General features: G+C 61.8%; 19 protein-coding genes. 12 read left to right on the forward strand and 7 right to left on the reverse strand.

Annotation, left to right across the window (positions count from 1 at the left end):
• Nucleotide 1 precedes the first annotated feature (1 nt).
• Nucleotides 2–1,405: an L-lactate MFS transporter gene (locus KZJ38_RS29565; RefSeq protein WP_219800631.1), complete on the reverse strand. Its 1,404-nt coding sequence runs from the start codon at nucleotides 1,403–1,405 to the stop codon at nucleotides 2–4.
• 536 nt (nucleotides 1,406–1,941) lie between these two features.
• Here KZJ38_RS29565 and KZJ38_RS29570 point away from each other — a divergent pair.
• Genes KZJ38_RS29570 through KZJ38_RS29580 form a run of 3 tightly spaced genes read left to right on the forward strand, consistent with a single transcriptional unit; the run spans nucleotide 1,942 to nucleotide 3,065 of the window.
• Nucleotides 1,942–2,166, forward strand: coding sequence for a hypothetical protein (locus KZJ38_RS29570; protein WP_219803704.1), 225 nt, complete (start codon nucleotides 1,942–1,944; stop codon nucleotides 2,164–2,166).
• Nucleotides 2,144–2,866, forward strand: coding sequence for a GntR family transcriptional regulator (locus KZJ38_RS29575; protein ID WP_219800632.1), 723 nt, complete (start codon nucleotides 2,144–2,146; stop codon nucleotides 2,864–2,866). Before KZJ38_RS29570 ends, KZJ38_RS29575 begins: the two co-directional genes overlap by 23 nt.
• Nucleotides 2,859–3,065: a hypothetical protein gene (locus KZJ38_RS29580; protein WP_219800633.1), complete on the forward strand. Its 207-nt coding sequence runs from the start codon at nucleotides 2,859–2,861 to the stop codon at nucleotides 3,063–3,065. Before KZJ38_RS29575 ends, KZJ38_RS29580 begins: the two co-directional genes overlap by 8 nt.
• Before the next feature lie 38 nt (nucleotides 3,066–3,103).
• Here the strand turns inward: KZJ38_RS29580 and sucD are convergent, their stop codons facing one another.
• Together sucD and sucC are read right to left on the reverse strand one after the other, a co-directional pair.
• The gene (sucD, locus tag KZJ38_RS29585) at nucleotides 3,104–3,982 is read right to left on the reverse strand and encodes a succinate--CoA ligase subunit alpha (RefSeq protein ID WP_219800634.1); all 879 of its coding nucleotides are present in this window, start codon (nucleotides 3,980–3,982) and stop codon (nucleotides 3,104–3,106) included.
• Between the two features lies 1 nt (nucleotide 3,983).
• Nucleotides 3,984–5,189, reverse strand: coding sequence for an ADP-forming succinate--CoA ligase subunit beta (gene sucC, locus KZJ38_RS29590; RefSeq protein WP_219800635.1), 1,206 nt, complete (start codon nucleotides 5,187–5,189; stop codon nucleotides 3,984–3,986).
• A 455-nt stretch (nucleotides 5,190–5,644) separates the two neighbouring features.
• Here sucC and frc point away from each other — a divergent pair, with 455 nt between their 5' ends.
• The 4 genes from frc to KZJ38_RS29610 all read left to right on the forward strand — a co-directional run bounded on the left by frc (nucleotide 5,645) and on the right by KZJ38_RS29610 (nucleotide 10,959).
• Nucleotides 5,645–6,892 carry a formyl-CoA transferase gene (gene frc / locus KZJ38_RS29595; protein WP_219800636.1) on the forward strand — a complete coding sequence of 416 codons (1,248 nt, stop codon included), beginning with the start codon at nucleotides 5,645–5,647 and terminating at the stop codon, nucleotides 6,890–6,892.
• A 145-nt stretch (nucleotides 6,893–7,037) separates the two neighbouring features.
• Nucleotides 7,038–9,230 carry an acetate--CoA ligase family protein gene (locus KZJ38_RS29600; RefSeq protein ID WP_219800637.1) on the forward strand — a complete coding sequence of 731 codons (2,193 nt, stop codon included), beginning with the start codon at nucleotides 7,038–7,040 and terminating at the stop codon, nucleotides 9,228–9,230.
• Nucleotides 9,231–9,316: 86 nt separating this feature from the next.
• On the forward strand, nucleotides 9,317–10,132 hold the full coding sequence (locus tag KZJ38_RS29605) for a fumarylacetoacetate hydrolase family protein (protein ID WP_219800638.1): 816 nt from the start codon (nucleotides 9,317–9,319) through the stop codon (nucleotides 10,130–10,132).
• A 44-nt stretch (nucleotides 10,133–10,176) separates the two neighbouring features.
• Complete coding sequence (locus KZJ38_RS29610) at nucleotides 10,177–10,959, forward strand: hypothetical protein (protein WP_219800639.1); 783 nt, start codon at nucleotides 10,177–10,179, stop codon at nucleotides 10,957–10,959.
• An 86-nt stretch (nucleotides 10,960–11,045) separates the two neighbouring features.
• On the opposite strand, the gene KZJ38_RS29615 is transcribed toward KZJ38_RS29610, so the two are convergent.
• Both KZJ38_RS29615 and KZJ38_RS29620 read right to left on the reverse strand, forming a co-directional pair.
• Nucleotides 11,046–11,348, reverse strand: a complete 303-nt coding sequence (locus KZJ38_RS29615; protein ID WP_219800640.1) for a hypothetical protein — start codon at nucleotides 11,346–11,348, stop codon at nucleotides 11,046–11,048.
• 99 nt (nucleotides 11,349–11,447) lie between these two features.
• Entirely contained in the window at nucleotides 11,448–12,392 is a 945-nt protein-coding gene (locus KZJ38_RS29620) for a LysR family transcriptional regulator (protein WP_219800641.1), read from the reverse strand.
• Between the two features lie 371 nt (nucleotides 12,393–12,763).
• Here KZJ38_RS29620 and oxlT point away from each other — a divergent pair, with 371 nt between their 5' ends.
• The 3 genes from oxlT (at nucleotide 12,764) to KZJ38_RS29635 (ending at nucleotide 16,714) form a co-directional block, all read left to right on the forward strand.
• Nucleotides 12,764–14,101, forward strand: a complete 1,338-nt coding sequence (gene oxlT / locus KZJ38_RS29625) for an oxalate/formate MFS antiporter (RefSeq protein ID WP_219800642.1) — start codon at nucleotides 12,764–12,766, stop codon at nucleotides 14,099–14,101.
• Between the two features lie 108 nt (nucleotides 14,102–14,209).
• Nucleotides 14,210–15,208, forward strand: coding sequence for a LysR family transcriptional regulator (locus tag KZJ38_RS29630; RefSeq protein ID WP_219800643.1), 999 nt, complete (start codon nucleotides 14,210–14,212; stop codon nucleotides 15,206–15,208).
• Between the two features lie 54 nt (nucleotides 15,209–15,262).
• On the forward strand, nucleotides 15,263–16,714 hold the full coding sequence (locus KZJ38_RS29635) for an aldehyde dehydrogenase family protein (protein WP_219800644.1): 1,452 nt from the start codon (nucleotides 15,263–15,265) through the stop codon (nucleotides 16,712–16,714).
• Nucleotides 16,715–16,855: 141 nt separating this feature from the next.
• Here KZJ38_RS29635 and KZJ38_RS29640 read toward each other — a convergent pair whose 3' ends face one another.
• Nucleotides 16,856–17,833, reverse strand: coding sequence for a 2-dehydropantoate 2-reductase (locus KZJ38_RS29640; protein WP_219800645.1), 978 nt, complete (start codon nucleotides 17,831–17,833; stop codon nucleotides 16,856–16,858).
• A gap of 249 nt (nucleotides 17,834–18,082) precedes the next feature.
• Nucleotides 18,083–18,712, reverse strand: coding sequence for a LysE family translocator (locus KZJ38_RS29645; protein ID WP_219800646.1), 630 nt, complete (start codon nucleotides 18,710–18,712; stop codon nucleotides 18,083–18,085).
• A 488-nt stretch (nucleotides 18,713–19,200) separates the two neighbouring features.
• Here KZJ38_RS29645 and KZJ38_RS29650 point away from each other — a divergent pair, with 488 nt between their 5' ends.
• Nucleotides 19,201–20,571 (forward strand): M23 family metallopeptidase, encoded by a 1,371-nt coding sequence (locus tag KZJ38_RS29650; RefSeq protein ID WP_219800647.1) that lies wholly within the window; start codon nucleotides 19,201–19,203, stop codon nucleotides 20,569–20,571.
• Between the two features lie 205 nt (nucleotides 20,572–20,776).
• Nucleotides 20,777–21,085 carry a hypothetical protein gene (locus KZJ38_RS29655; protein ID WP_219800648.1) on the forward strand — a complete coding sequence of 103 codons (309 nt, stop codon included), beginning with the start codon at nucleotides 20,777–20,779 and terminating at the stop codon, nucleotides 21,083–21,085.
• The last annotated feature ends 100 nt before the right edge of the window (nucleotides 21,086–21,185 follow it).

A 21,185-nucleotide genomic window follows, 5' to 3' on the forward strand; every position in this document is an offset into this window, starting at 1 on the left:
TTTATTTCTCGGCGGCCAGTTGGGCTTCGGTCATATGGTGCTTGTCGTCGACGCGCTTCACCAGCAGGTTGCAGATGAAACCGACCACGAGCAGCACGGCCATCAGGTGCACGGTCAGCGTGTACGCATCGGCTTTTGCGACGCCGTGCGCGACTTCATACGCACGGATGTAGTTCACGAGCACCGGACCCGCCACGCCTGCCGCGGCCCATGCGGTGAGCAGCCGGCCATGGATGCCGCCGACGAACGCGGTGCCGAACATGTCGGCGAGATACGCCGGCACGGTCGAGAAGCCGCCGCCGTACATCGACAGGATCACGCAGTACGACAGCACGAAGAGCGCGATATTGCCCGAATCCGCGAAAGTCGGCACGAAGTAGTACAGCACCGCGCCGAGCACGAAGAAGATGAAGTACGTGTTCTTGCGGCCGACCCAGTCCGACGCCGACGCCCAGATAAAGCGGCCGCCCATGTTGAACAGCGACAGCAGGCCCACGAAGCCGGCGGCGGCCGCGGCCGTCACCGTGCTCTTGAAGCTCTCCTGAATCATCACCGAGGCCTGGCCGAGAATGCCGATGCCGGCCGTCACGTTCAGGAACAGCACGAGCCAGATCAGATAGAACTGCGGCGTCTTCAGCGCCTGGTCGATATGCACGTGGTTGCGCGTGATCATCTTCGTCGTCGTGGTCGCGGGCGGCGTCCAGCCGGCCGGCTTCCAGTCCGCCGGCGGCACGCGGATCGCGAGCGAGCCGATCGTCATCGAGATGAAGTACGCGATGCCGAGCACGATGAACGTTTCAGCGACGCCGATGCTCGTGGCGCTCTTGAAGTGGTTCATCAGCGCGACCGACAGCGGCGCGGCGATCATCGCGCCGCCGCCGAAGCCCATGATCGCCATGCCGGTCGCCATGCCGCGGCGGTCCGGGAACCAGCGGATCAGCGTCGAGACCGGCGAAACGTAGCCGAGGCCCAGACCGATGCCGCCGATCACGCCGTAGCCGAGGTACAGCAACCAGATCTGGTGCGTCCACACGCCGACGGCGGAGACGAGAAAGCCGCCGCCGAAGCAGCAGGCCGCGGTAAACATCGTGCGGCGCGGACCGACGTGCTCGAGCCACTTGCCGGCGAACGCGGCCGACAGGCCGAGGAACACGATCGCGAGCGAGAAGATCCAGCCGAGGGTGGTCAGCGTCCAGTCGTCCGGTGCGGACTGCGTAATGCCGATGACCTTGGTCAGCGGTCCGTTGAACACGGAAAACGCGTAGGCCTGGCCGATACACAGGTGCACGGCGAGGGCGGCCGGCGGCACCATCCAGCGCGAGAAGCCTGGGCGGGCGACGGTAGCCTGCTTGGAAAAGAAGGAAGGCGAACCGGATTTATCGCCGGGTTTTGCAATACTGCTCATGTGGTCGGTCTCCGATGGGGTGCGTCTTGTTCGTTATCGGTCGTCAGCTCTTTAACTTGAGCTTTTCATGGACGGCCTGTTATCGGACCAAAATGCGGACCAAAAAAACTCATGACTTTCATATGCAGGTTGACTACATATGACGGCGCGATGCGAAACGCACTCGCGCCGATTTGCGAGACGATATTGCGTGCGGCCACGGTTGGCAATATGAGGTCAACAAACATATAACTGATGCGCTGAGTTCATGATGCACTGCGCAATTTGAGTGCTTCGTAACGCGATTGTCAGTGTTGTCGGGCATATGCAGGCTGGACAACGATGCTGTATCGCGGTGCAGCGAAACGATCCGCCTATCGCGACTCATCGATGCGTTTTGCCGAATTTCGCGAGCGCGGCGGCCGCTGGCATGTTAGGTTTTTCACCGAGTTCAAAAAGCAACAATGCTTGATATACTACATACAAAGTTATTGACGTGTGTGGCAGCGCAGCATATGATTGAGTCATGGTAAACACTTAATCGTATGGAGCTTGAAATGGATTTCGTCTCTCTCGCGCTGCTTGCTGTTGGTTTCGTGGGTCTCGGCGCCGCCGCGACCGTTTTGCTGACTAATATGGTTCCGCTGCATGTTGCATCGCTCGCCGCGAAGCATGGCCGGTACGCTGGCCTCGCGGGCGCTTATGGCGATGCGATCGTGCCGGCACCGGTCCGTGCATCCGTTAAGAAAGAGGCGATGAATGTCGTCGGAACTTCAAACTGAAAACGTAGTGGCCTCGCCGTTGACGCTGGCGCTGCAACCCATTAATGCAAGCGCCAGCTTGCGCGACCAGGCTTATGCGATGCTGCGTCAGGCGATTGCCGACGCGGATATCTATCAGTCGAAGGACGAAATACGGCTCGACGAGCGTTTGCTCAGCGAAACGCTCGGCGTGAGCCGCACGCCGGTGCGTGAGGCAATGACGCTGCTCGAGCAGGAAGGCTTTCTGCGCATGGTGCCCCGTCGCGGTATCTATATAGTGCGCAAGAGCAAGCGCGAAATCGTCGAGATGATCCAGATGTGGGCGGCGCTCGAAAGCATGGCCGCGCGCCTCGCTACGCTGCACGCCACGGACGAGGAAATCGCGCGGCTGCGCCATATGTTCGACAGCTTTCGCGATACGACGCCGGCCGAGCATATCGCTGAGTACTCGGACGCGAATATCGCGTTTCATCAGGCGATCGTCGAGTTGTCGAAGTCGCAGATGATCCTCGAGACGATCAAGAACGTGTTTATTCACGTGCGCGCGATTCGCCGGCTGACGATCTCGCAGAGCGACCGCGCGTCGCGCTCGATCGTCGACCATCTGCGTATTATCGAGGCGCTCGAAGAGCGCGATACGGAACTCGCGGAGCGGCTCGTGCGGCAGCATTCGCTCGACCTCGCCGACTTCGTCGAGGCGAATTGCGATTTTCTTGATTGATGAGCGATGGCTTGACGACGCTTCGTGCGTAGCATTGCTGTTGTTGCTGCCGCCGCTGTTAGACATGCTGGAAGTAAAGAAGGAAGCCAGCGGGTTTGTCGCCCGCTGGCTTTTTTTTGCATCTGCGAACCCGCTTGTTTCGTTATCTTTTTTAGAGGGCGCATTGTTTATCTTTGTGCGCCCTTGTTGCTCTGCTTGATCACACTTGCACTGCATGGCATTTGCAAGCGTCGTCGTTCAATGCCCGCGTAACGCCTGCACCATCGTTTCACCGAGCGCCGCCGGTGATTGCGCGACGTGTATCCCGGCTTCCCGCATCGCATCGATCTTCGCGCCCGCCGTTCCCTTGCCGCCCGAGATGATCGCGCCCGCGTGACCCATGCGACGCCCCGGCGGCGCGCTCGTGCCGGCGATAAAGCCGACGACCGGCTTTTTTGTGCGCGCGTCCTTGAGGAACTGCGCCGCGTCTTCCTCGGCCGAGCCGCCGATTTCGCCGATCATGATGATGCCGTGCGTGTCGTCGTCGGCGAGAAACATCTCGAGGCAGTCGATGAAATTCGTCCCGTTCACCGGATCGCCGCCGATGCCGATACAGGTGGTTTGCCCGAGACCCGCGGCGGTGGTTTGCGCGACCGCTTCGTACGTCAACGTGCCCGAGCGCGATACGACGCCGATCTTCCCGGGCCGGTGAATATGGCCGGGCATGATGCCGATCTTGCATTGCCCGGGCGTGATCACACCCGGGCAGTTGGGCCCGATCAGGCGTGTCGCCGAGCCGGCGAGCGCGCGCTTCACGCGCACCATGTCGACCACCGGAATGCCTTCCGTGATGCAGACGACCAGCGGCAATTCCGCGTCGACGGCTTCGAGAATCGCGTCGGCGGCGACCGGCGGCGGCACGTAGATGACTGACGCGTTCGCGCCGGTTGCGTCGACGGCATCGGCGACGGTATCGAATACCGGCAGCCCGAGATGCGTCGAGCCGCCTTTGCCCGGCGTGACGCCGCCGACCATCTGCGTGCCGTACGCGAGCGCCTGTTCGGAATGGAAGCTGCCTTGCGACCCGGTGAAGCCCTGGCAGATCACTTTGGTGTTGCGGTCGATCAGAACGGCCATGTCAGTGTGCTCCCGAGTGTTGGACGGTGGCGGTAACGACCTTGTCGGCCGCATCCGCGAGATGATCGGCTGACAGAATCGGCAAACCCGAGTCGCGCAGAATCTGCTTGCCCAGTTCGACGTTCGTGCCTTCGAGGCGCACCACGAGCGGCACGCGCAGATCGACTTCGCGCGCGGCGCTGACCACGCCTTCCGCAATCACGTCGCAGCGCATGATGCCGCCGAAGATATTCACGAGGATCGCTTCGACCTTCGGATCGCGCAAAATCAGGCGGAACGCGGTTGCCACGCGCTCCTTCGTCGCGCCGCCGCCGACGTCGAGAAAGTTCGCCGGCTCGCCGCCGTAGAGCTTGATGATGTCCATCGTTGCCATCGCGAGACCGGCGCCGTTGACCATGCAACCGATATTGCCGTCGAGCGTCACGTAGTTGAGTCCGTGTTTGGCGGCTTCGAGCTCGGCCGGATCTTCTTCGGCTTCGTCGCGCAGCGCTTCGATCGACGGATGGCGGAACAGGGCGTTGTCGTCGAAGTTGATCTTCGCGTCGAGCGCAACGACGTCGCCCGACGCGGTCACGACGAGCGGATTGATCTCGACGATCGACGCATCGAGTTCGACGAACGCGCGGTACGCATTGAGAATGAACTGCGTCGCCGACTTGACCTGACTGCCGGCGAGGCCGAGACCGAACGCGATTTTTCGCGCGTGGAACGGCTGCAGGCCGGTGGCTGGGTCGACCGCGACTTTCAGGATCTTTTCGGGGGTGCGTGCCGCGACTTCCTCGATTTCCATGCCGCCTTCGGTCGACGCCATGACCGTGATGCGCGACGTCGCGCGATCGATGAGCATGCCGAGATACAGCTCGCGCGCGATCGCACAGCCTTCCTCGATATAGACGCGCTTCACTTCGCGGCCGGCCGGGCCTGTCTGTTTGGTCACCAGCACCGACGACAGCATCTGCGCCGCATTTTTCGCGACGTCGTCGACAGTCTTGACCACGCGCACGCCGCCCGCGCCGTTCGGATCGTTCGCAAAGCGGCCCGCACCGCGGCCGCCCGCATGAATCTGCGATTTGACGACCCACACCGCGCCGCCGAGCTCGCGAGCCGCCGCGGCGGCTTCGTCGGGCGTGAACGCGACGCGGCCGTTCGGCACGGCAACGCCATAGCCTTTCAGCAGTTCCTTCGCCTGATATTCGTGAATGTTCACAGACTCCTCCTCACTGGATGTGTTTCGGGATCGGGGCAGTGGGGAAAGACTTCTCTTGACGGGCTGTGAAATATGGTATGTGATATATCAGAACGATTCAAGACGCAAAGGTGGTCGGTATTTTCCCTCGGTCGGACGTCAAAAGCGCCGACGAAATGAGCGAGAAGCCAAGCCAGCAAAGGACTTGACGCGTTTCGAGCTTGCGCGCCGCAGCATCAAAATACGCTTGATGCATTGTGATATATCACATACCGTATTGATCGGGGCATGCGAGATGCGCGTCGTGTACAAGGCCTGGGCAACCGGCTACGTCATCGATAACCGCCAGATAACGCATAGGAGACGACTTATGTCCGCAAAAGTTTTATCCCCCAACACCGGCACTCAAGCACGGCATCGCGCGCTGCCCGTTTCACCCGACCATGAACACGCGAAGCAAGGGAAGGAGACAAATCATGGCTAAGGCACTTGACGGTGTGCGCATTCTCGATTTCACGCATGTGCAATCCGGACCAACCTGCACGCAGTTGCTGGCCTGGTTCGGCGCCGACGTGATCAAGGTGGAGAGGGCCGGTAGCGGCGACGTGACGCGCGAACAACTGCGCGACGTCCCCGATGCGGACAGCCTTTACTTCACGATGCTCAATCACAACAAGCGGTCGGTCACGATCGACACGAAGAACCCTGAAGGCAAGAAGGTTCTCGAAACGCTGATCAAGACCTGCGACGTGCTCGTCGAAAACTTTGCGCCTGGTGCGCTCGATCGGATGGGTTTCACGTGGGCGCGCATCCAGGAGCTCAATCCGCAGATGATCGTCGCGTCCGTGAAGGGCTTCGGTCCCGGACCCTACGAGGATTGCAAGGTCTACGAGAACGTTGCGCAATGCGCGGGCGGCGCGGCGTCGACGACCGGCTTCGACGATGGCCCACCGGTCGTGACCGGTGCGCAGATCGGCGATAGCGGCACCGGCCTGCACCTCGCGCTGGGCATCGTCACGGCGCTGTTCCAGCGCACGAAGACGAACCGCGGCCAGAAGGTGCTCGCCGCGATGCAGGACGGCGTGCTGAATCTGTGCCGCGTGAAGCTGCGCGATCAGCAGCGTCTCGAGCGTACCGGCGTCATGAAGGAGTACCCACAGTATCCGAACGGCACGTTCGGCGAGGCCGTGCCGCGCGCCGGCAATGCGTCGGGCGGCGGCCAGCCGGGGTGGATCCTCAAGTGCAAGGGCTGGGAAGCGGATCCGAACGCTTACATCTACTTCATCACGCAGGCGCCCGTGTGGGCGAAGATCTGCAACGTGATCGGCAAGGAAGAGTGGGCGACCGATCCCGATTACGCGACGCCGGCCGCGCGTCTGCCGCGCCTCAAGGACATCTTCGCGGAAATCGAGCGCTGGACGATGACGAAGACGAAGTTCGAGGCGATGGACATCCTCAACAAGTACGACATTCCGTGCGGTCCGATCCTGTCGATGAAGGAGATCGCCGAAGACGAATCGCTGCGCAAGACGGGCACGATCGTCGAAGTCGATCATCCGGTGCGCGGCAAGTATCTGACCGTCGGCAATCCTATCAAGCTGTCGGATAGTCCCACGGATGTCACACGTTCGCCGCTGCTCGGCGAGCATACCGACGAAGTGATGGCCGAGCTCGGCTATTCGGCGGAACAGATCGCGGCGTTGCGTACCGCGGGTGCGATCTGAGCGGCAGCGGTTCGATTGCACGAATTGCACGAGGTTCGATGGCAGGAAGCCGACAGGCGCACGTGTTCACGTGTCGCCTGTTGGCGCTTCAACCGGCAGTTTGCAAGCCGGGCGGCTTCATAACCAGAATCGGAGACGACACGATATGGCATACGAAGACTCCCTCTCGCGGCGGGAACGCGGCAGCGCTCTCGCGGCGCATGATACGGCCGAGCCGAACAAGGCCGTCGTGCAGCACATCCTCGACAACGTGAAAGCCGAAGGCCGAACGTCGCTGACGGCGCCGGAAGGCAAGCTCGTTTGCGACGCGTACGGCATTGCAGTGCCGAAAGAAGGACTGGCGACCGACGCGCGCGAGGCCGCGCAGATCGCGGCGCAAATGGGTTTCCCAGTGGTGCTGAAGATCGTGTCGCCTGAAATCCTGCACAAGACGGAGGCCGGTGGCGTGCTGGTCGGCCTGAAGAGCGAAGCCGAAGTCGAGCGCGGCTTCGCGACGATCATGGACAACGCGAAGCGCTATAACGCGAGCGCGAACCTGCACGGCGTGCAGGTGCAGCAGATGATCGGCGGCGGACAGGAAGTGATTGTCGGCGCGGTCAGCGACCCTTCGTTCGGCAAGCTCGTTGCGTTTGGCCTCGGCGGCGTGCTTGTCGAAGTGCTCAAGGACATCACGTTCCGTCTCGCACCGGCGACGCGCGACGATGCGCGCTCGATGCTCGACAGCATCGCCGCAGCGGAAATCCTGAAGGGCGTGCGCGGCGGCGATGCCGTCGACCGCGAAGCGCTCGCGACACTGATCGAAAACGTCTCCCGCCTTGTCGCCGATTTCCCGCAGATTTCCGAACTCGACCTGAACCCGGTCTTCGCGAGCAAGGACGGTGCGATTGCCGCGGATGTGCGCATCGTGCTCGACTTCGCGCCGCCGGCGCCGCGTTATCGCCCGAGCCAGCAGGACATCGTGCGGCAGATGAACCGCATCATGCGTCCCGACCGGATTGCGGTGATCGGCGCGTCGGCCGAAGACGGCAAGATCGGCAACTCCGTGATGAAGAACCTCATCAACGGCGGTTATCAGGGCGAGATTCTGCCGATTCACCCGAAAGCCGACGAGATTCTCGGCCGCAAGGCGTACAGGAGCGTGCTCGACGTCCCCGGCGAAATCGACGTGGCGGTATTCGCGATTCCGGCGAAATTCGTCGCGGCCGCGCTGACCGAAGTCGGCAAGAAGAAGATTCCGGGCGCGGTGCTGATTCCGTCGGGCTTCGCCGAAACGGGCAATGTGGAAGGGCAGGAAGAAATCGTGCGAATTGCGCGCGAGTACGACATTCGCATGATGGGGCCGAACATCTACGGCTTCTATTACACGCCGAAGAATCTGTGCGCAACCTTCTGCACACCGTACGACGTGCAGGGGAAGGCCGCGCTATCGTCGCAATCGGGCGGAATCGGCATGGCGATCATCGGCTTCTCGCGCTCCGCGAAGATGGGCGTGTCGGCGATCGTCGGTCTCGGCAACAAATCCGATATCGATGAAGACGATCTGCTCACGTTCTTCGAACAGGACGATCACACCGAAATCATCGCGCAGCACTGCGAGGACCTGAAAGACGGCCGCGCATTCGCGGAAGCGGCGGCGCGCGTGTCGAAGAAGAAGCCGGTGGTTGTGCTGAAGGCGGGGCGCACGAGCCTCGGTGCGCGCGCGGCGAGTTCGCACACGGGTGCGCTCGCGGGCAACGATCGTATCTACGAGGACGTGTTCAAACAGTGCGGCGTGATCCGTGCGCGGTCGCTGCGCGATCTGCTCGAGTTTGCGCGCGGCATTCCGAAGCTGCCGACGCCGCAGGGCGAGAACGTCGTGATCATCACGGGCGCGGGCGGCTCGGGCGTGCTGCTCTCCGATGCTTGCGTCGATAACAATCTTTCGTTGATGACGATGCCGGCCGATCTCGACGCGGCGTTCCGCAAATTCATTCCGCCGTTCGGCGCCGCGGGCAATCCCGTCGATATCACGGGCGGCGAGCCGCCGAGCACGTATGCGAACACGATCCGGCTCGGTCTTGAGGATCCGCGCATTCACTCGATCATCCTCGGCTACTGGCACACGATCATCACGCCGCCGATGGTGTTCGCGAAGCTCGTGATCGAAGTGAAGCAGGAAATGAAGGCGAAGGGCATCGAGAAGCCGATCGTCGCGTCGCTAGCCGGCGACGTGCAGGTCGAGGAAGCAGCCGAATACTTATACGAGCATGGCGTGCCGGCCTATGCGTATTCGACTGAAATTCCGGTAGCGGTACTCGGCGCGAAGTACAAGTGGGCGCGCGGCGCAGGGAAGATCTGACGCGCGCGGGATCGTTGTGTATGCAACAAGCGGCGGCGCGGCTCTAACACTGACAGGAGCCGCGCCCGTTGCGCAACGGAGTGGGTATGGAAACCTGGATGCGTTATTTGTCGAGCGACGATCGTATTGTGTTCGGCAAGGTGGAAGGCGGCAATTTGTATGAGCACCTGAGTCTCGAGCATCCGGTGCCGACCGGTGCGGTGCTGCCGGTGCGTGCGCTTAAGCCGTTGGCGCCGTGCATGCCGAAAAAAGTGGTGGCGCTATGGAACAATTTTCACGCGCTGGCCGCGAAGCTGGAAAAGCCGGTGCCCGCGCATCCGCTGTTTCTGATCAAACCGGCTGAATCGGTGATCGGCGCCGACGAACCGATCCAGCGGCCCGCGCACTATGCCGGGAAGATCGCTTATGAAGGCGAGCTCGGTATCGTGATCGGCAAGCGCTGCCGCGATGCGAGCGTCGACGAAGCGGCCGCGTCGATCTTTGGCTACACGATCGTCAACGACGTGACTGCTGCGGAACTACTGAACGAAAATCCGCACTTTCCTCAATGGTGCAGAGCGAAAGGCTTCGATACTTTCTGTTGTATCGGGCCCGCGATCGCGACGGATTTCGACTGGCGGTCAGCGCACGTCGTGACGACACTCGAAGGTGTCGAACGTCAGAACTATCCGCTGTCGGATATGGTGTTCACGCCGGCGGAGCAAGTCAGCATGATCTCCCAGGATATGACGCTTGAGCCCGGCGATGTGATCGCCTGCGGCACGTCGCTCGGCGTCGGCTCGATCAAGGATGGCGCGTCGGTGTCGATCACGATCAACGGAATCGGCACCTTGACGAACCGGCTCGCTGTAGCGGGCGATAGCGCGCGGCAAGCGGCGCCTGCCGCTGCAAGCGCGGTTTGATACGGCATGAATAGAAGACCGGTAACACGGATCGAGGAGACAACATGCCGAATGGAGTGGCCGGTTCCGGCCAGCGTGGCATCGGTGAATTGAGCAGCAGGCGGCAGTCGATGGTTGCGCTTGCAACGATCGGCTGCTGCGGCGTGGGACTTGTATCGCTCGCCGGCGCCTTTGCGCGATATTTTTCTTCGGCGTCGATATTGACGGCGAAAGAGAGTGGGGAACGGATCGGTCTCTACGTCGCGGTATTTGCCGGCGCGTTGCTGCTGGCCGCGTCGGCAATCGCATTCTTCAGACTACGCACGATGATGCGCGACGCCGTGCATGCGCATATCAGCGCGTGTCCCGGCTGTGCCGTCGTCGACTTCGCCGCATTGCTGCTGTGTATCTGGCTTGGCTATGGCTTCGTGACCGAAGCGTCGCCGGCCATTGGGCTTGCGGTTCTGCTTGCGGCAGGCGGACTCGCGGCCGCGTTGGGCGTGCATCTCGCGATGACGGTGGATGATCGCTACGGTTTCCTGCAGGCGGTGGCCAGTGGACGCCGGCGTTCCTCGCAAGGCTCGACGAGCGCGCGCTGTGGTGTGCCACGGCGGCGCGGCGAGATGCTGTTTCGCGTCGAATGGTGCGCCGATGCGATGGATATACGGCCTGCCGACGATTTCACACAGCGCTGGACACTAACCGTTGCGTCGAATCGTGGCAGAGGAGGCGTGAACAGCATAGCGCGCGGTATGACGCGCGATCATGCTAGACGCCAACATGGGCAGCGCCATGACTCCATGCTGCGCGGCCACGCACGCTCACATAGCCGGGGACTCGCACGATGACGCGATGTCTGCGCGATCTCATCCGGCAAGAACGGGTGCGTACGATCGCGCACCCGTTGTCCGATGCTCGCGCAATACCGGCCGCATTATTCGACGGCCGCTTCGCGGTAAAACTCGGTTTTCTTCTGGAAAATCAGTTGAGCGAGAAAGTCGGCGTCGTATGCCTTCAGCAGGTGCGCATGGAACCGCTCGATATAAGCGGTGATACGTGCGAGTTCGCTATTGAACTCCTGCTTCAGCACGTCGAGCGTTTCGCTGTCCCAGCGAAAACGCAGGCCGAGATCGCTGAAAGCGCTGTTATATGCGCACAGGCTGGGATCTTCGGGGGTGTTCGCGGCGACGCGAGCAGCGGGCGAAGCGGTAAGCGTGGCAACCGAAGTGTGATTCATGACCGGACTCCTGAGCTGGCGAGTGATAAGACTCGCCTCAAGCATAGAAGCCCTGATGGATTTGCAATAGTTAAAGTTTTATTTGGATTCCATAGGGAATCATTTATGGGTGATCAGCCGCGTGACGCGCGTGATCTCCTCGATCTGGTTCGCGCCTTCTTCCATGAGGAATTGCTTGAACGCAACCGCGACGGGCGGCAGGCGCTTGTTTTTCCGGTGGACGAGGTACCAGTTCAGCATGACGGGAAAACCCTCGACGTCGAGTACCGTGAGATTGCCGACCTGCAGTTCGAGGCTGATCGTATGCGCGGAGAGGAAGGCGATACCCATGCCGGCGATCACGGCCTGTTTGATCGTCTCGGTGCTCTTGATCTCCATCGCGATCTTCAGGTTCGTCAGGCGTCCCGCGAAGCCTTCTTCCATCGAATTCCACGTGTCCGAGCCGCGCTCGCGCACGACGAACGCTTCCTCGGCGAGCTGGGCCATCTTGATGTGACGCTTGCCCGCAAGCGGGTGGCTGGGCGGCGCGACGATCACGTAAGGGTGCGGCGCGAACGCTTCGGTGATGGCATCCGTTTCGTGCGGCGGGCGAACCATTACCGCGAGATCGGTCTGGTTCGTCGCCAGTTGATGCAGCAGTTCCTCGCGGTTATGCACGGCAAGGTTGAGTTCGACGCCCGTATAGCGGCGCGTGAATTCGGCGAGCAGCCGCGGAAAGAAGTAGTCGCCGGCGCTGATCACCGCGACATTGAGCTTGCCGCCCGAGACGCCTTTCAGCTGACTCATCGCTTCGTCCACTTCGTGGAACTGCTGGATGATCGTGCGGCTGTAGTGAAGCATCTCGTTGCCGGCCGTCGTCAGATAGATTTTTTTGCCGAGCTGTTCGAAGAGCGGCAAGCCGGCATGCTCTTCGAGCTGCCTGACCTGGGTGGACACCGCGGGTTGCGTCAGATGCAGTTCTTCCGCCGCGCGGGAGAAGCTCAGATGCCGGGCGACAGTCTCGAACACCTTCAATTGGCGGAGTGTCGCGTTTCTCATCGTCATGGCCGATGTATAAGCTGGAATGAATCGACATGGTAACAAGATTTAATTATCCGTAATTCAGCAATGACCCTAGCATCAACCTGAATGGAAGCTTTTGCCTGTGCACATGCGGTTTACAGCTAGCTTGATGCTCGGGTTAACGCTTAGGCCTAAAAGTAAAGGCTAAAGCTGAAGGAGCGGTCGCCCGATGCTTTAGTCGCTGATTTGTTGGACTAACGGAATGACGCCTTGCGCTAAACCGTTTTTGTATGGCAGTGAACCGGCAATTGCCGATTTAAGACCCGGCGTATCGATCGGGGTAGAACTACAAAGTGGCATGCATGTAATCCGGCAATCCGGCCGGTTGCAGAAAACATATCGGAGACAAAGCAATGGAAGACACTTCTCGACAGGCTCCGGCCCCCGCCTTCTGGCGGAATCGCTGGAGCCAGCTCATCATCGGCATCCTGTGTATGGCGCTAGTCGCCAACCTGCAATATGCGTGGACGCTGTTCGTTGCACCGATGAATGCGCGTCATCACTGGGGCCAGGCTTCGATTCAGCTTGCGTTCTCCATCTTCATCCTGACTGAAACGTGGCTCGTTCCGCTCGAAGGGTATTTCGTCGACAGGTTCGGCCCGCGTCCGGTCGTCGCGGTCGGCGCGATTTGCGCGGGCCTTGCATGGGTGATGAATTCGTTCGCAACCACGCTTCCGGAGCTGTACATCGCCTCGGTGATCGCGGGTATCGGTGCGGGCGGTGTGTACGGCACGTGCGTCGGCAATGCGTTGAAGCTGTTTCCGGATCGTCGCGGTCTTGCAGCGGGTCTGACTGCAGCGGGCTTCGGCGCGGGTGCGGCCGTGACGGTGATTCCGATTGCGAACATGATCACGGCGCAAGGCTACGAGCACACGTTCCTGTTCTTCGGCATCTTGCAGGGCGTGGTGATCTTTATCCTTTCGATGCTGCTGAAGAAGCCCGAAGCGCACAAGGGACCGGCCATCAAGCGCAAGTTCGCGGTATCGAAGACCGATTACACGCCTGGCCAGATGATCAAGGCGCCGGTGTTCTGGGTCATCTACCTGTGCTTCGTGGCGGTTGCGGCCGGCGGCCTGATGGCCACCGCGCAACTCGGTCCGATCGCGAAGGACTTCGGTCTGGCCAAGCTGCCGATGACGATATTCGGCGCAACGCTGCCGCTGCTCACGATGACGCTGTCGATCGACAACATCTGCAATGGCTTCACGCGTCCGCTGTGCGGCTTTATCTCGGACAAGATCGGCCGTGAAAACACGATGTTCGCGATTTTCATCGGCGAAGGTCTGGCGCTTCTCGGGCTCATGGAATACGGCACGAATCCGTATGCGTTCATGACGTTCGCCGCACTGATCTTCCTGTTCTGGGGCGAGATCTTCTCGATCTTCCCGGCCATTTGCGCGGACACGTTCGGCAGCAAGTTTGCGGCGTCCAACGCGGGCACGCTGTACACCGCGAAGGGCACGGCATCGCTGCTCGTGCCGGTCGCGTCGGTGCTGGCGGCAACGGGCGGCTGGAACCTCGTGTTTATCGTGTCGGCGGTGATTACGATCGCGGCCGGCGTGTCGGCGAAGTTCGTACTTGCGCCGATGCGCGCACGCTGGATCGCGGCGAGCGACCCGCTCGTGAGTGACGCCACCAAAAGTGGTGGCCCGTCACGACTGAGCACGTGGCCCGAGCAAACGGGCGAATAACAGGCAATGCGAGAGCCGATGAGCCGGCCTGGAATCGAACCGTAATCACGGACGACGACAGCCCGGCCACCCGGCCACCTGGCCTCACAGGAGCGAAGCGGCGTACACATGAACGTTTCATTGCAGCAACTGAAGGTGTTCGTCGCTGTCGCGCGCCAGCGCAGCTTTACCCGCGCGGCGCGCGAGTTCGATCTGACGCAGTCGGCTGTGAGCCGCTGCGTCCGCGAACTTGAAGAAGCGATCTCGTTGCGACTCTTCGATCGCACGACACGCCAGGTCGAACTGACGCTGGCGGGCGCGAGCCTTGCGCGCCGCATCGGGCAACTACTCGACGAAATCGATCTGACGCTGCGTGAAGAGCGCGCGGCGCACCATGGTCATACGGGTGTCGTCACCGTCGCGAGCAATCCCGTGCTGTCGTCGAGCTGGGTGCCTGAATGTTTGGCCCGCTGCGCGACTGTTTTTCCCGGTCTTGTCGTCGATGTCAAAGATGAGCCGCAAGACGCGGTACTCGCAAGCGTCGAGCAGGGTGATGTCGACTTCGGTGTCGTGTCGGACCTCGACGCGCACAGCAACGACACCTTGCTTGTCCAACCTCTCTTTTCCACTCCCCTTTGCGCGGTGCTGCCCGACACGCATGCGCTGGCGCGCGGTACGACGCTGATGTGGAGCGCACTCGGCGATTCGTCGCTCGTCACGCTCAATGGCGATGCCGGCAGCCGCGCCGCGGTCGAGCGCGCGATCGGCGCGCATCGCGTGCACGTGCGGCGCATGCAGGAATACGGGCACGTCGCGGCCGTGATGCGTATGATCGAACTCGGGCTCGGGATCGGCGTGCTGCCGGTCGGCGCGCACTGGCCGGCGCCCTCCGCGCGGCTCGTGGCGCGCCCCTTGCTGCCCGAAGTATCGTTCACGACGATGCTCGTGCGGCACCGCAACCGGACTTTACGGCCCAACGCCGAAGCCGTGTGGTCGCTCTTCTGCGACCGCGGCCGCGGATCGGGACGCACAGCCGGTACGGCGCGTGTCGATGGGCATGCGTCGTCCGAGCCTGCCTCGGCCGCATCCGGCAACGCGGCGCAGCTGCGTACGTCCAGACAAGCCTGAAATAAATTCGACGCTTCGGTAGGCCCGGGACCTGCTTTTGCAAGGAGTACCACCATGGGCACTGAATCCGACCTTCGACAGCATGATCTGCTGATCAATGGAGAACGCGTGCCGCCGACAAGCGGCGAATACTCGGTCGACATCGATCCTGCCACCGAACAGCCGATTGCACGCGTCGCGCGCGGCAACGCCGCGGATGTCGACGCGGCGGTCCGCGCGGCGCGCACCGCGCTGCCTGTCTGGAACGGCATACGCGCGGCCGAGCGCGCGCGCATCCTCGCGCGCTTCGCCGATCTGCTGCGCGCAAACCAGCAGGACATCGCGGAGCTCGAAAGCCTCGACGGCGGCAAGCCGATCTCGGGCGTATTGCGCCAGGACATTCCCGCTGCGATCGACACGCTCGCGTATTACGCGGGCTGGTGCGACAAGATTCACGGCGAAGTCGTGCCGGTACGGCCCGACGCGCTCACTTACACGGTGCGTGAACCGGTTGGCGTAGTCGCCGCGATCGTGCCGTGGAATTTCCCGCTGATGATCGGTATGTGGAAGATCGCGCCGGCGCTCGCGTGCGGCTGCACGCTGATCGTGAAGCCCGCTGAAATCACGCCGTTATCGGCGCTGCGCGTCGCCGAACTGGCGCTCGAAGCCGGTGTGCCGCCGGGCGTATTCAACGTGGTGACCGGCAAGGGCAGTGTGGTCGGCGACGCGCTTGTCGCGCATCCGGGCGTCGACAAGGTCACGTTTACCGGATCGCCGTCGGTGGGGCGCGGCATTCTGCAAGGTGCGGCAAGCAACTTCAAGCGCGTCACGCTCGAGCTCGGCGGCAAGTCGGCGAACGTGATCTTTCCCGATGCGAATCTCGACAGCGCGGTGCGCGCGGCGGCCTCGGGCGTGTTCTTCAACACGGGGCAGGTGTGCTCGGCGGGCTCCCGCATTCTTGCGCACCGGGACGTTTATGACGATGTCGTCGAGCGGCTTTCCGCGCGTGCGAAGTCGATCAAGGTCGGCGATCCCGCTCAGCGCGAAACGGGCATGGGACCGCTGATTTCCGATGCGCAGATGAAGACCGTGCTCGGCTATATCGACATCGGCAAGAACGAAGGCGCGTCGCTCGTGACCGGCGGTACGCGAATCGGCGAACGTGGCTTTTTCGTCGAGCCGACTGTTTTCGCAAACGTCGAGCACGAGATGCGCATTTCGCAGGAAGAGATTTTCGGGCCCGTTGCGAGCGTGATCAGATTCGACGACGAGGCCGACGCAATCCGGATCGCAAACGGCACGCTATATAGCCTCGCGGCGGGCGTATGGAGCGCCGATATTGGCCGTGTGCATCGCGTTGCGCATGCGCTCAAAGCCGGCACCGTGTGGATCAATACGTATGGCTATACCGATGTGCGTTTGCCGTGGGGCGGGACGGGTGACTCGGGGTTTGGCCGCGAGCACGGCGACGTCGCGATCGACAACTTCACGGAGCCGAAGTCGATCTGGCTCGCGCTCGATCATTGACAGCCGTGATCAGGATGATGGTGCATCACTGAACGGCTGATTGCGCGCAAAATAAAACGAGGATCGAACACTATGCAGCGTTCGATCCTCGATGGTCACTCTCAGTCATCACTCGCGTCGCCGCTGGACGACGCAGTGCGATTACTCGCCGCTCAACGCCATTCTTTCGCGCATCTTGACGAGCGCGAGCACGACGTCGATGGTCGGCGTCGGCTCGCCGACGAGGCGGCCCATTTCCTGCACGACGGTCAGAAGCGGATCGATCTCCATCGGCCGGCGATGCTCGAGGTCGACGAGCGTCGACGTCTTGTGCGCGCCGACGGAACCCGCGCCGTCGATACGCCGTTCGATATCGACGCGGAAGTGCACGCCGAGCGGCTCGGCAATCCGCTGCGCTTCAGCCATCATCGTGCGACACACGTTGCGCGTACCGGGATCGCCCGCGAGCAAGTCGAGCGTCGCATGCGTCAGTGCGCTGATCGGGTTGAAGCACAGATTGCCCCACAGCTTGAGCCAGATTTCGTCGCGGATATTGTCGCGAATCGGCGCATCGAAGCCTGCCGCCTGCATCATTTCGTGCAGCGCCTGAATGCGCGGCGTGCGCTCGCCGCTCGGTTCGCCGATCGGAAACTTCTTGCCGTACACGTGCTTGATCACGCCCGGCTCGACGATCTCCGCTGCCGGATACAGCACGCAGCCGATGGCGCGTTCCGGTCCGAGCTTGTTCCATTGCGAGCCGTCCGGGTCGATGCTCGACAGCCGTGTGCCCGCGAACTTGCCGCCATGCTGATAGAAGTACCAGTATGGAATGCCGTTGACGCCCGTGATGACCGCAGTGTGCTTGCCGAGCAGCGGCTGCATCGCATCGACTACACCCGGAACCGAATGGGCCTTTAGCGTGATCAGCACATAGTCCTGCACGCCGAGCTCGCTCGGATCGGACGTGCAGCGTACGCGAGCGGACACCTCTTCGCCGTCCATTAATACACGCACGCCGTGCTCGCGCATCGCGGCGAGATGCGGACCGCGCGCAACGAAACTGACATCCGCACCAGCGCGTGCGAGTTGCACGCCCATCATCGCTCCAATCGCCCCTGCTCCAAAAACACAGATCTTCATGATGTTCGTCCCAATGACATTGAAAACCCGCTTGCCTCCTGTGCCGGCTTAATAGTGCATGCCGATGCCGACATCGTTCGGTGCTGTGCCGCGAGCGCGAAGCGCGTCGAGCGTCACGCAACCGTAACAGGCGATATTGTGAGCATAGGGGTCGGCATCGATTGAAGACAGTTAAAGTTTCTCGCCAAATGCATTAGCAATTACTTATGCGTGCCGACGACCTGCGTGAATAGCCCGTCGATGCGGACATCAGCTTTGCGCGCGCCGCACAAGCAGAAAGCTCAGGCCGATCACACCGAGGAAGATCCCGCAACAGCGATTGAACCAGCGCCGCACACCGGCGCGCGTGAGCCATTTGCCGAGATACATGCCCGCTCCGGAGTAGAGCGCGATCGCAAGCCACTCGAGCACGAGAAAGCTGGCGCCGAGCACGGCAAACTGCGGCAGCATCGGCTTCGCGATATCAACGAACTGCGGCAAAAACGCGGTGAACACAAGAATCGCTTTCGGATTGCCGGCGGCGACCAGACACTCCTGACGCGCAATGCGAAGTAGCGACGCATCTTCGTGTTCGCGTTGCGCATCGAGCGGGGCCACATCGCTGCGCCACAACTGAATGGCGAGCCAGATCAGATACGCTGCACCGGCAAGCTTGATCGCAAGGAAAAACACTTCGGATGCGTGCAGAACGACGGCGAGACCCGTCGCCGCAAGCACCAGCATCAACGCGAACGCGACGAGGCGGCCCATGCCCGCGACGAATGCGATGGTGAATCCATGGCGCGCCGCGACGTTAATCGACAACAGGTTGTTCGGTCCTGGGGCCATATTGATTGCAAAGCATGCGGGCAGGAAAAAGAGCCAGGCAGTAAAGGACATGATGACCGTACGTCGTCGTTTGAAGTTAAGAGCTGAAGAAACCGCGACGCGCGTGCTTCGTGTTTGCAGCGTGATGTGCGCGTGTCGTTTCAGTCATGAAGAGGTTTCAATTGTAGCGGCAGCATTCCCGGTTTTTAGCTGCTGCATATGTTCCGACGATAGCCGTTCGTGTGCCTGCATACCAAAATTCAGGAAATGTCCTATTCACGTAATGTGCATTCACCTCTAGACTGTGGCCTTCTTTGCCGGGCTGCGTGGCGTGATGAGGTGAACCTGAGGTGTTCGTCGTATGATCGGTTGAATTCCTTCACTTCATTCGTAGTACGTCGCGTTGATGCCGTGCGTTAATCGCACTGCCGCTCACGCCCGCAGCCTTTCTGTTTTGACTGCGAGATATCCACGTGACGGTACGCCTACGTTCTTCTCTCGCGCACGGTCAGCGTACGTCTCGCAAGGCATCGCTTCCAGCGCGTTTCAAATTCAATCCGTTGTTCACCGTCGCCGCACGCGCGGCATGTCTGATCGGCATCGCAACCAGTTGCGGGCTGCCCGCGGCTTCCGGTGCGCCGACGCTCGTCGCCGCTCACATGACCTCGCGCACGCCGTCGAATAGCGCTGCGAACATACCGCCGCGCTCGCAACAGGCCGATCAGGAAGACCAGGCCGCGGGCACCATGAACGAAGATCCGCGGCGCGAAGCGAAGGCCGTGACCGATTCGGCTGCATTGCGCGATTCCATCGATTTGTTATGGGCAAGCGGCGGCGATACGCGAGCTTCGTCCGATACGACCTTGCGCTATGGCGCACCGATTCTGGCGTCGATGTGCGGCGCGGCGCCCGCGCTATGCGTGCCTGACGAATACCTCGACGCGGTACGCACCTGGCCTCGCGGGCTGGGCGCGAATGCGTGGGCCGACAGCGGCGCCGATACCGATGCGGGCAATGACGCGACGCGCTTTCCGCTCGCTGCCGGCGCATCGCCGTGGACGCCGCCCGAGGCGAGCTACGAGCCGCGTGTCGTCGCGCGTACGGGCCAGATCGATCACGATTTGCACAGCGCGTTGGCGCAAGCCGATTTGCCGGCCGATATCGTCGCGCAACTCGAGCATCTGTTCGCAGGTCGGCTCGATGCGATGCGCGTCGCCGTGCCCGGCGATGGATTCCGTGTGATCTACGAGCGTGCCGATCTGTCGGACGCGGTCACGCGTCATCCGCGTCTGACTGCCGCGGAAGTGCGGCTCGGCGATCGAACGTACACGGCGCTCTGGTTCATTGCACCCGGCAGCACGCACGGCGAGTACTACGCGTTTGACGGCAGTCTGCTGCCCGGCGAGCCGTTCGCCATGCCAGTCAACTACGATCGGATCAGCTCGCCGTTCGGCGTGCGCATGCATCCGGTGTTCGGCGAGGAACGCTTTCATACCGGCGTCGATCTGACCGCGCGTTCGGGTGCGCCGGTACTGGCGGCAGCGGCCGGCACGGTCGAATTCGTCGGCGTGCTGAGCGGCTACGGCCGTCACGTCGTGATCAATCACGGCGACGGTTATACGACCTGCTACGCGCATCTGTCCTCATTTGCGCGCGGTTTGCGCGCAGGCATGCAGATCACACAAGGCGAGCGCATCGGCGCGGTCGGTCGCACCGGCGTCGCAACCGGACCGCACCTGCATTACGAAGTGCGAATCAACGACGAACCGGTCGACCCGATGAAGCTGACCGAGCGCGACTTCACGCCGCCGCTCACGCCGGCGCAGCGCTTTGCGTTGACGCAAGCTGCCGGTACCGCGCACGAGCAACTGGCTGCAATGTCGGACAATGGCACGCGCGTCGCTTCGACGCGGCCCGTGTCGTTGTTCTAAGCGCTTTGCGGCACGCGCGGCATGGCACGGGCATGTGCCGCCGGCGCGCGCGTTGCGGTTCTGCCAGCACCGCTTGCCACTCAATCTCTCCGTCGTCCTTAGAAGTTCTCGCGCGAGGCAAGGTCTGCACCATCGCGCCGGCAGGGGTGTTCGTTCTCTATCGTATAAGTGCTACGATGCCCTGACGACGATGATGGAGGTGGAAATGGCTACCTATGCTATCGATGCCGTACGCATTAACCCCAGTACGGACCGCGTCACCCACGTTCGCTGGGCACTCGTTAACCCGAAGACGAACGAGTGGTTGTCGCCGCAGGAGATCGTCGAGGTATCGGACGTCGTCCATGCGATCCATGCGGGAAATGCGGTCTGGTCGCTATTTACGCTCGGCGGAATGAAACTGCTCGGCCCGAAAATCAAAACGGTTTCACACACCGACGGCCTCGACGGCATCGACACCGATATTCCCGACGGCCACGTCGAGAAATTCATGGACGACCTCCCTCGGGTCTGACTCTTCTCCGGTTACCTCTATTGCGGTGCGCAACGCAGCGATCGCAATGCGCGCGGCACACCACCGTCGTTTGAAGGAAGCGCGCGTTGCGTCGCACAGC

Source organism: Paraburkholderia edwinii, from assembly GCF_019428685.1.
GTDB classification, from domain to species: domain Bacteria; phylum Pseudomonadota; class Gammaproteobacteria; order Burkholderiales; family Burkholderiaceae; genus Paraburkholderia; species Paraburkholderia edwinii.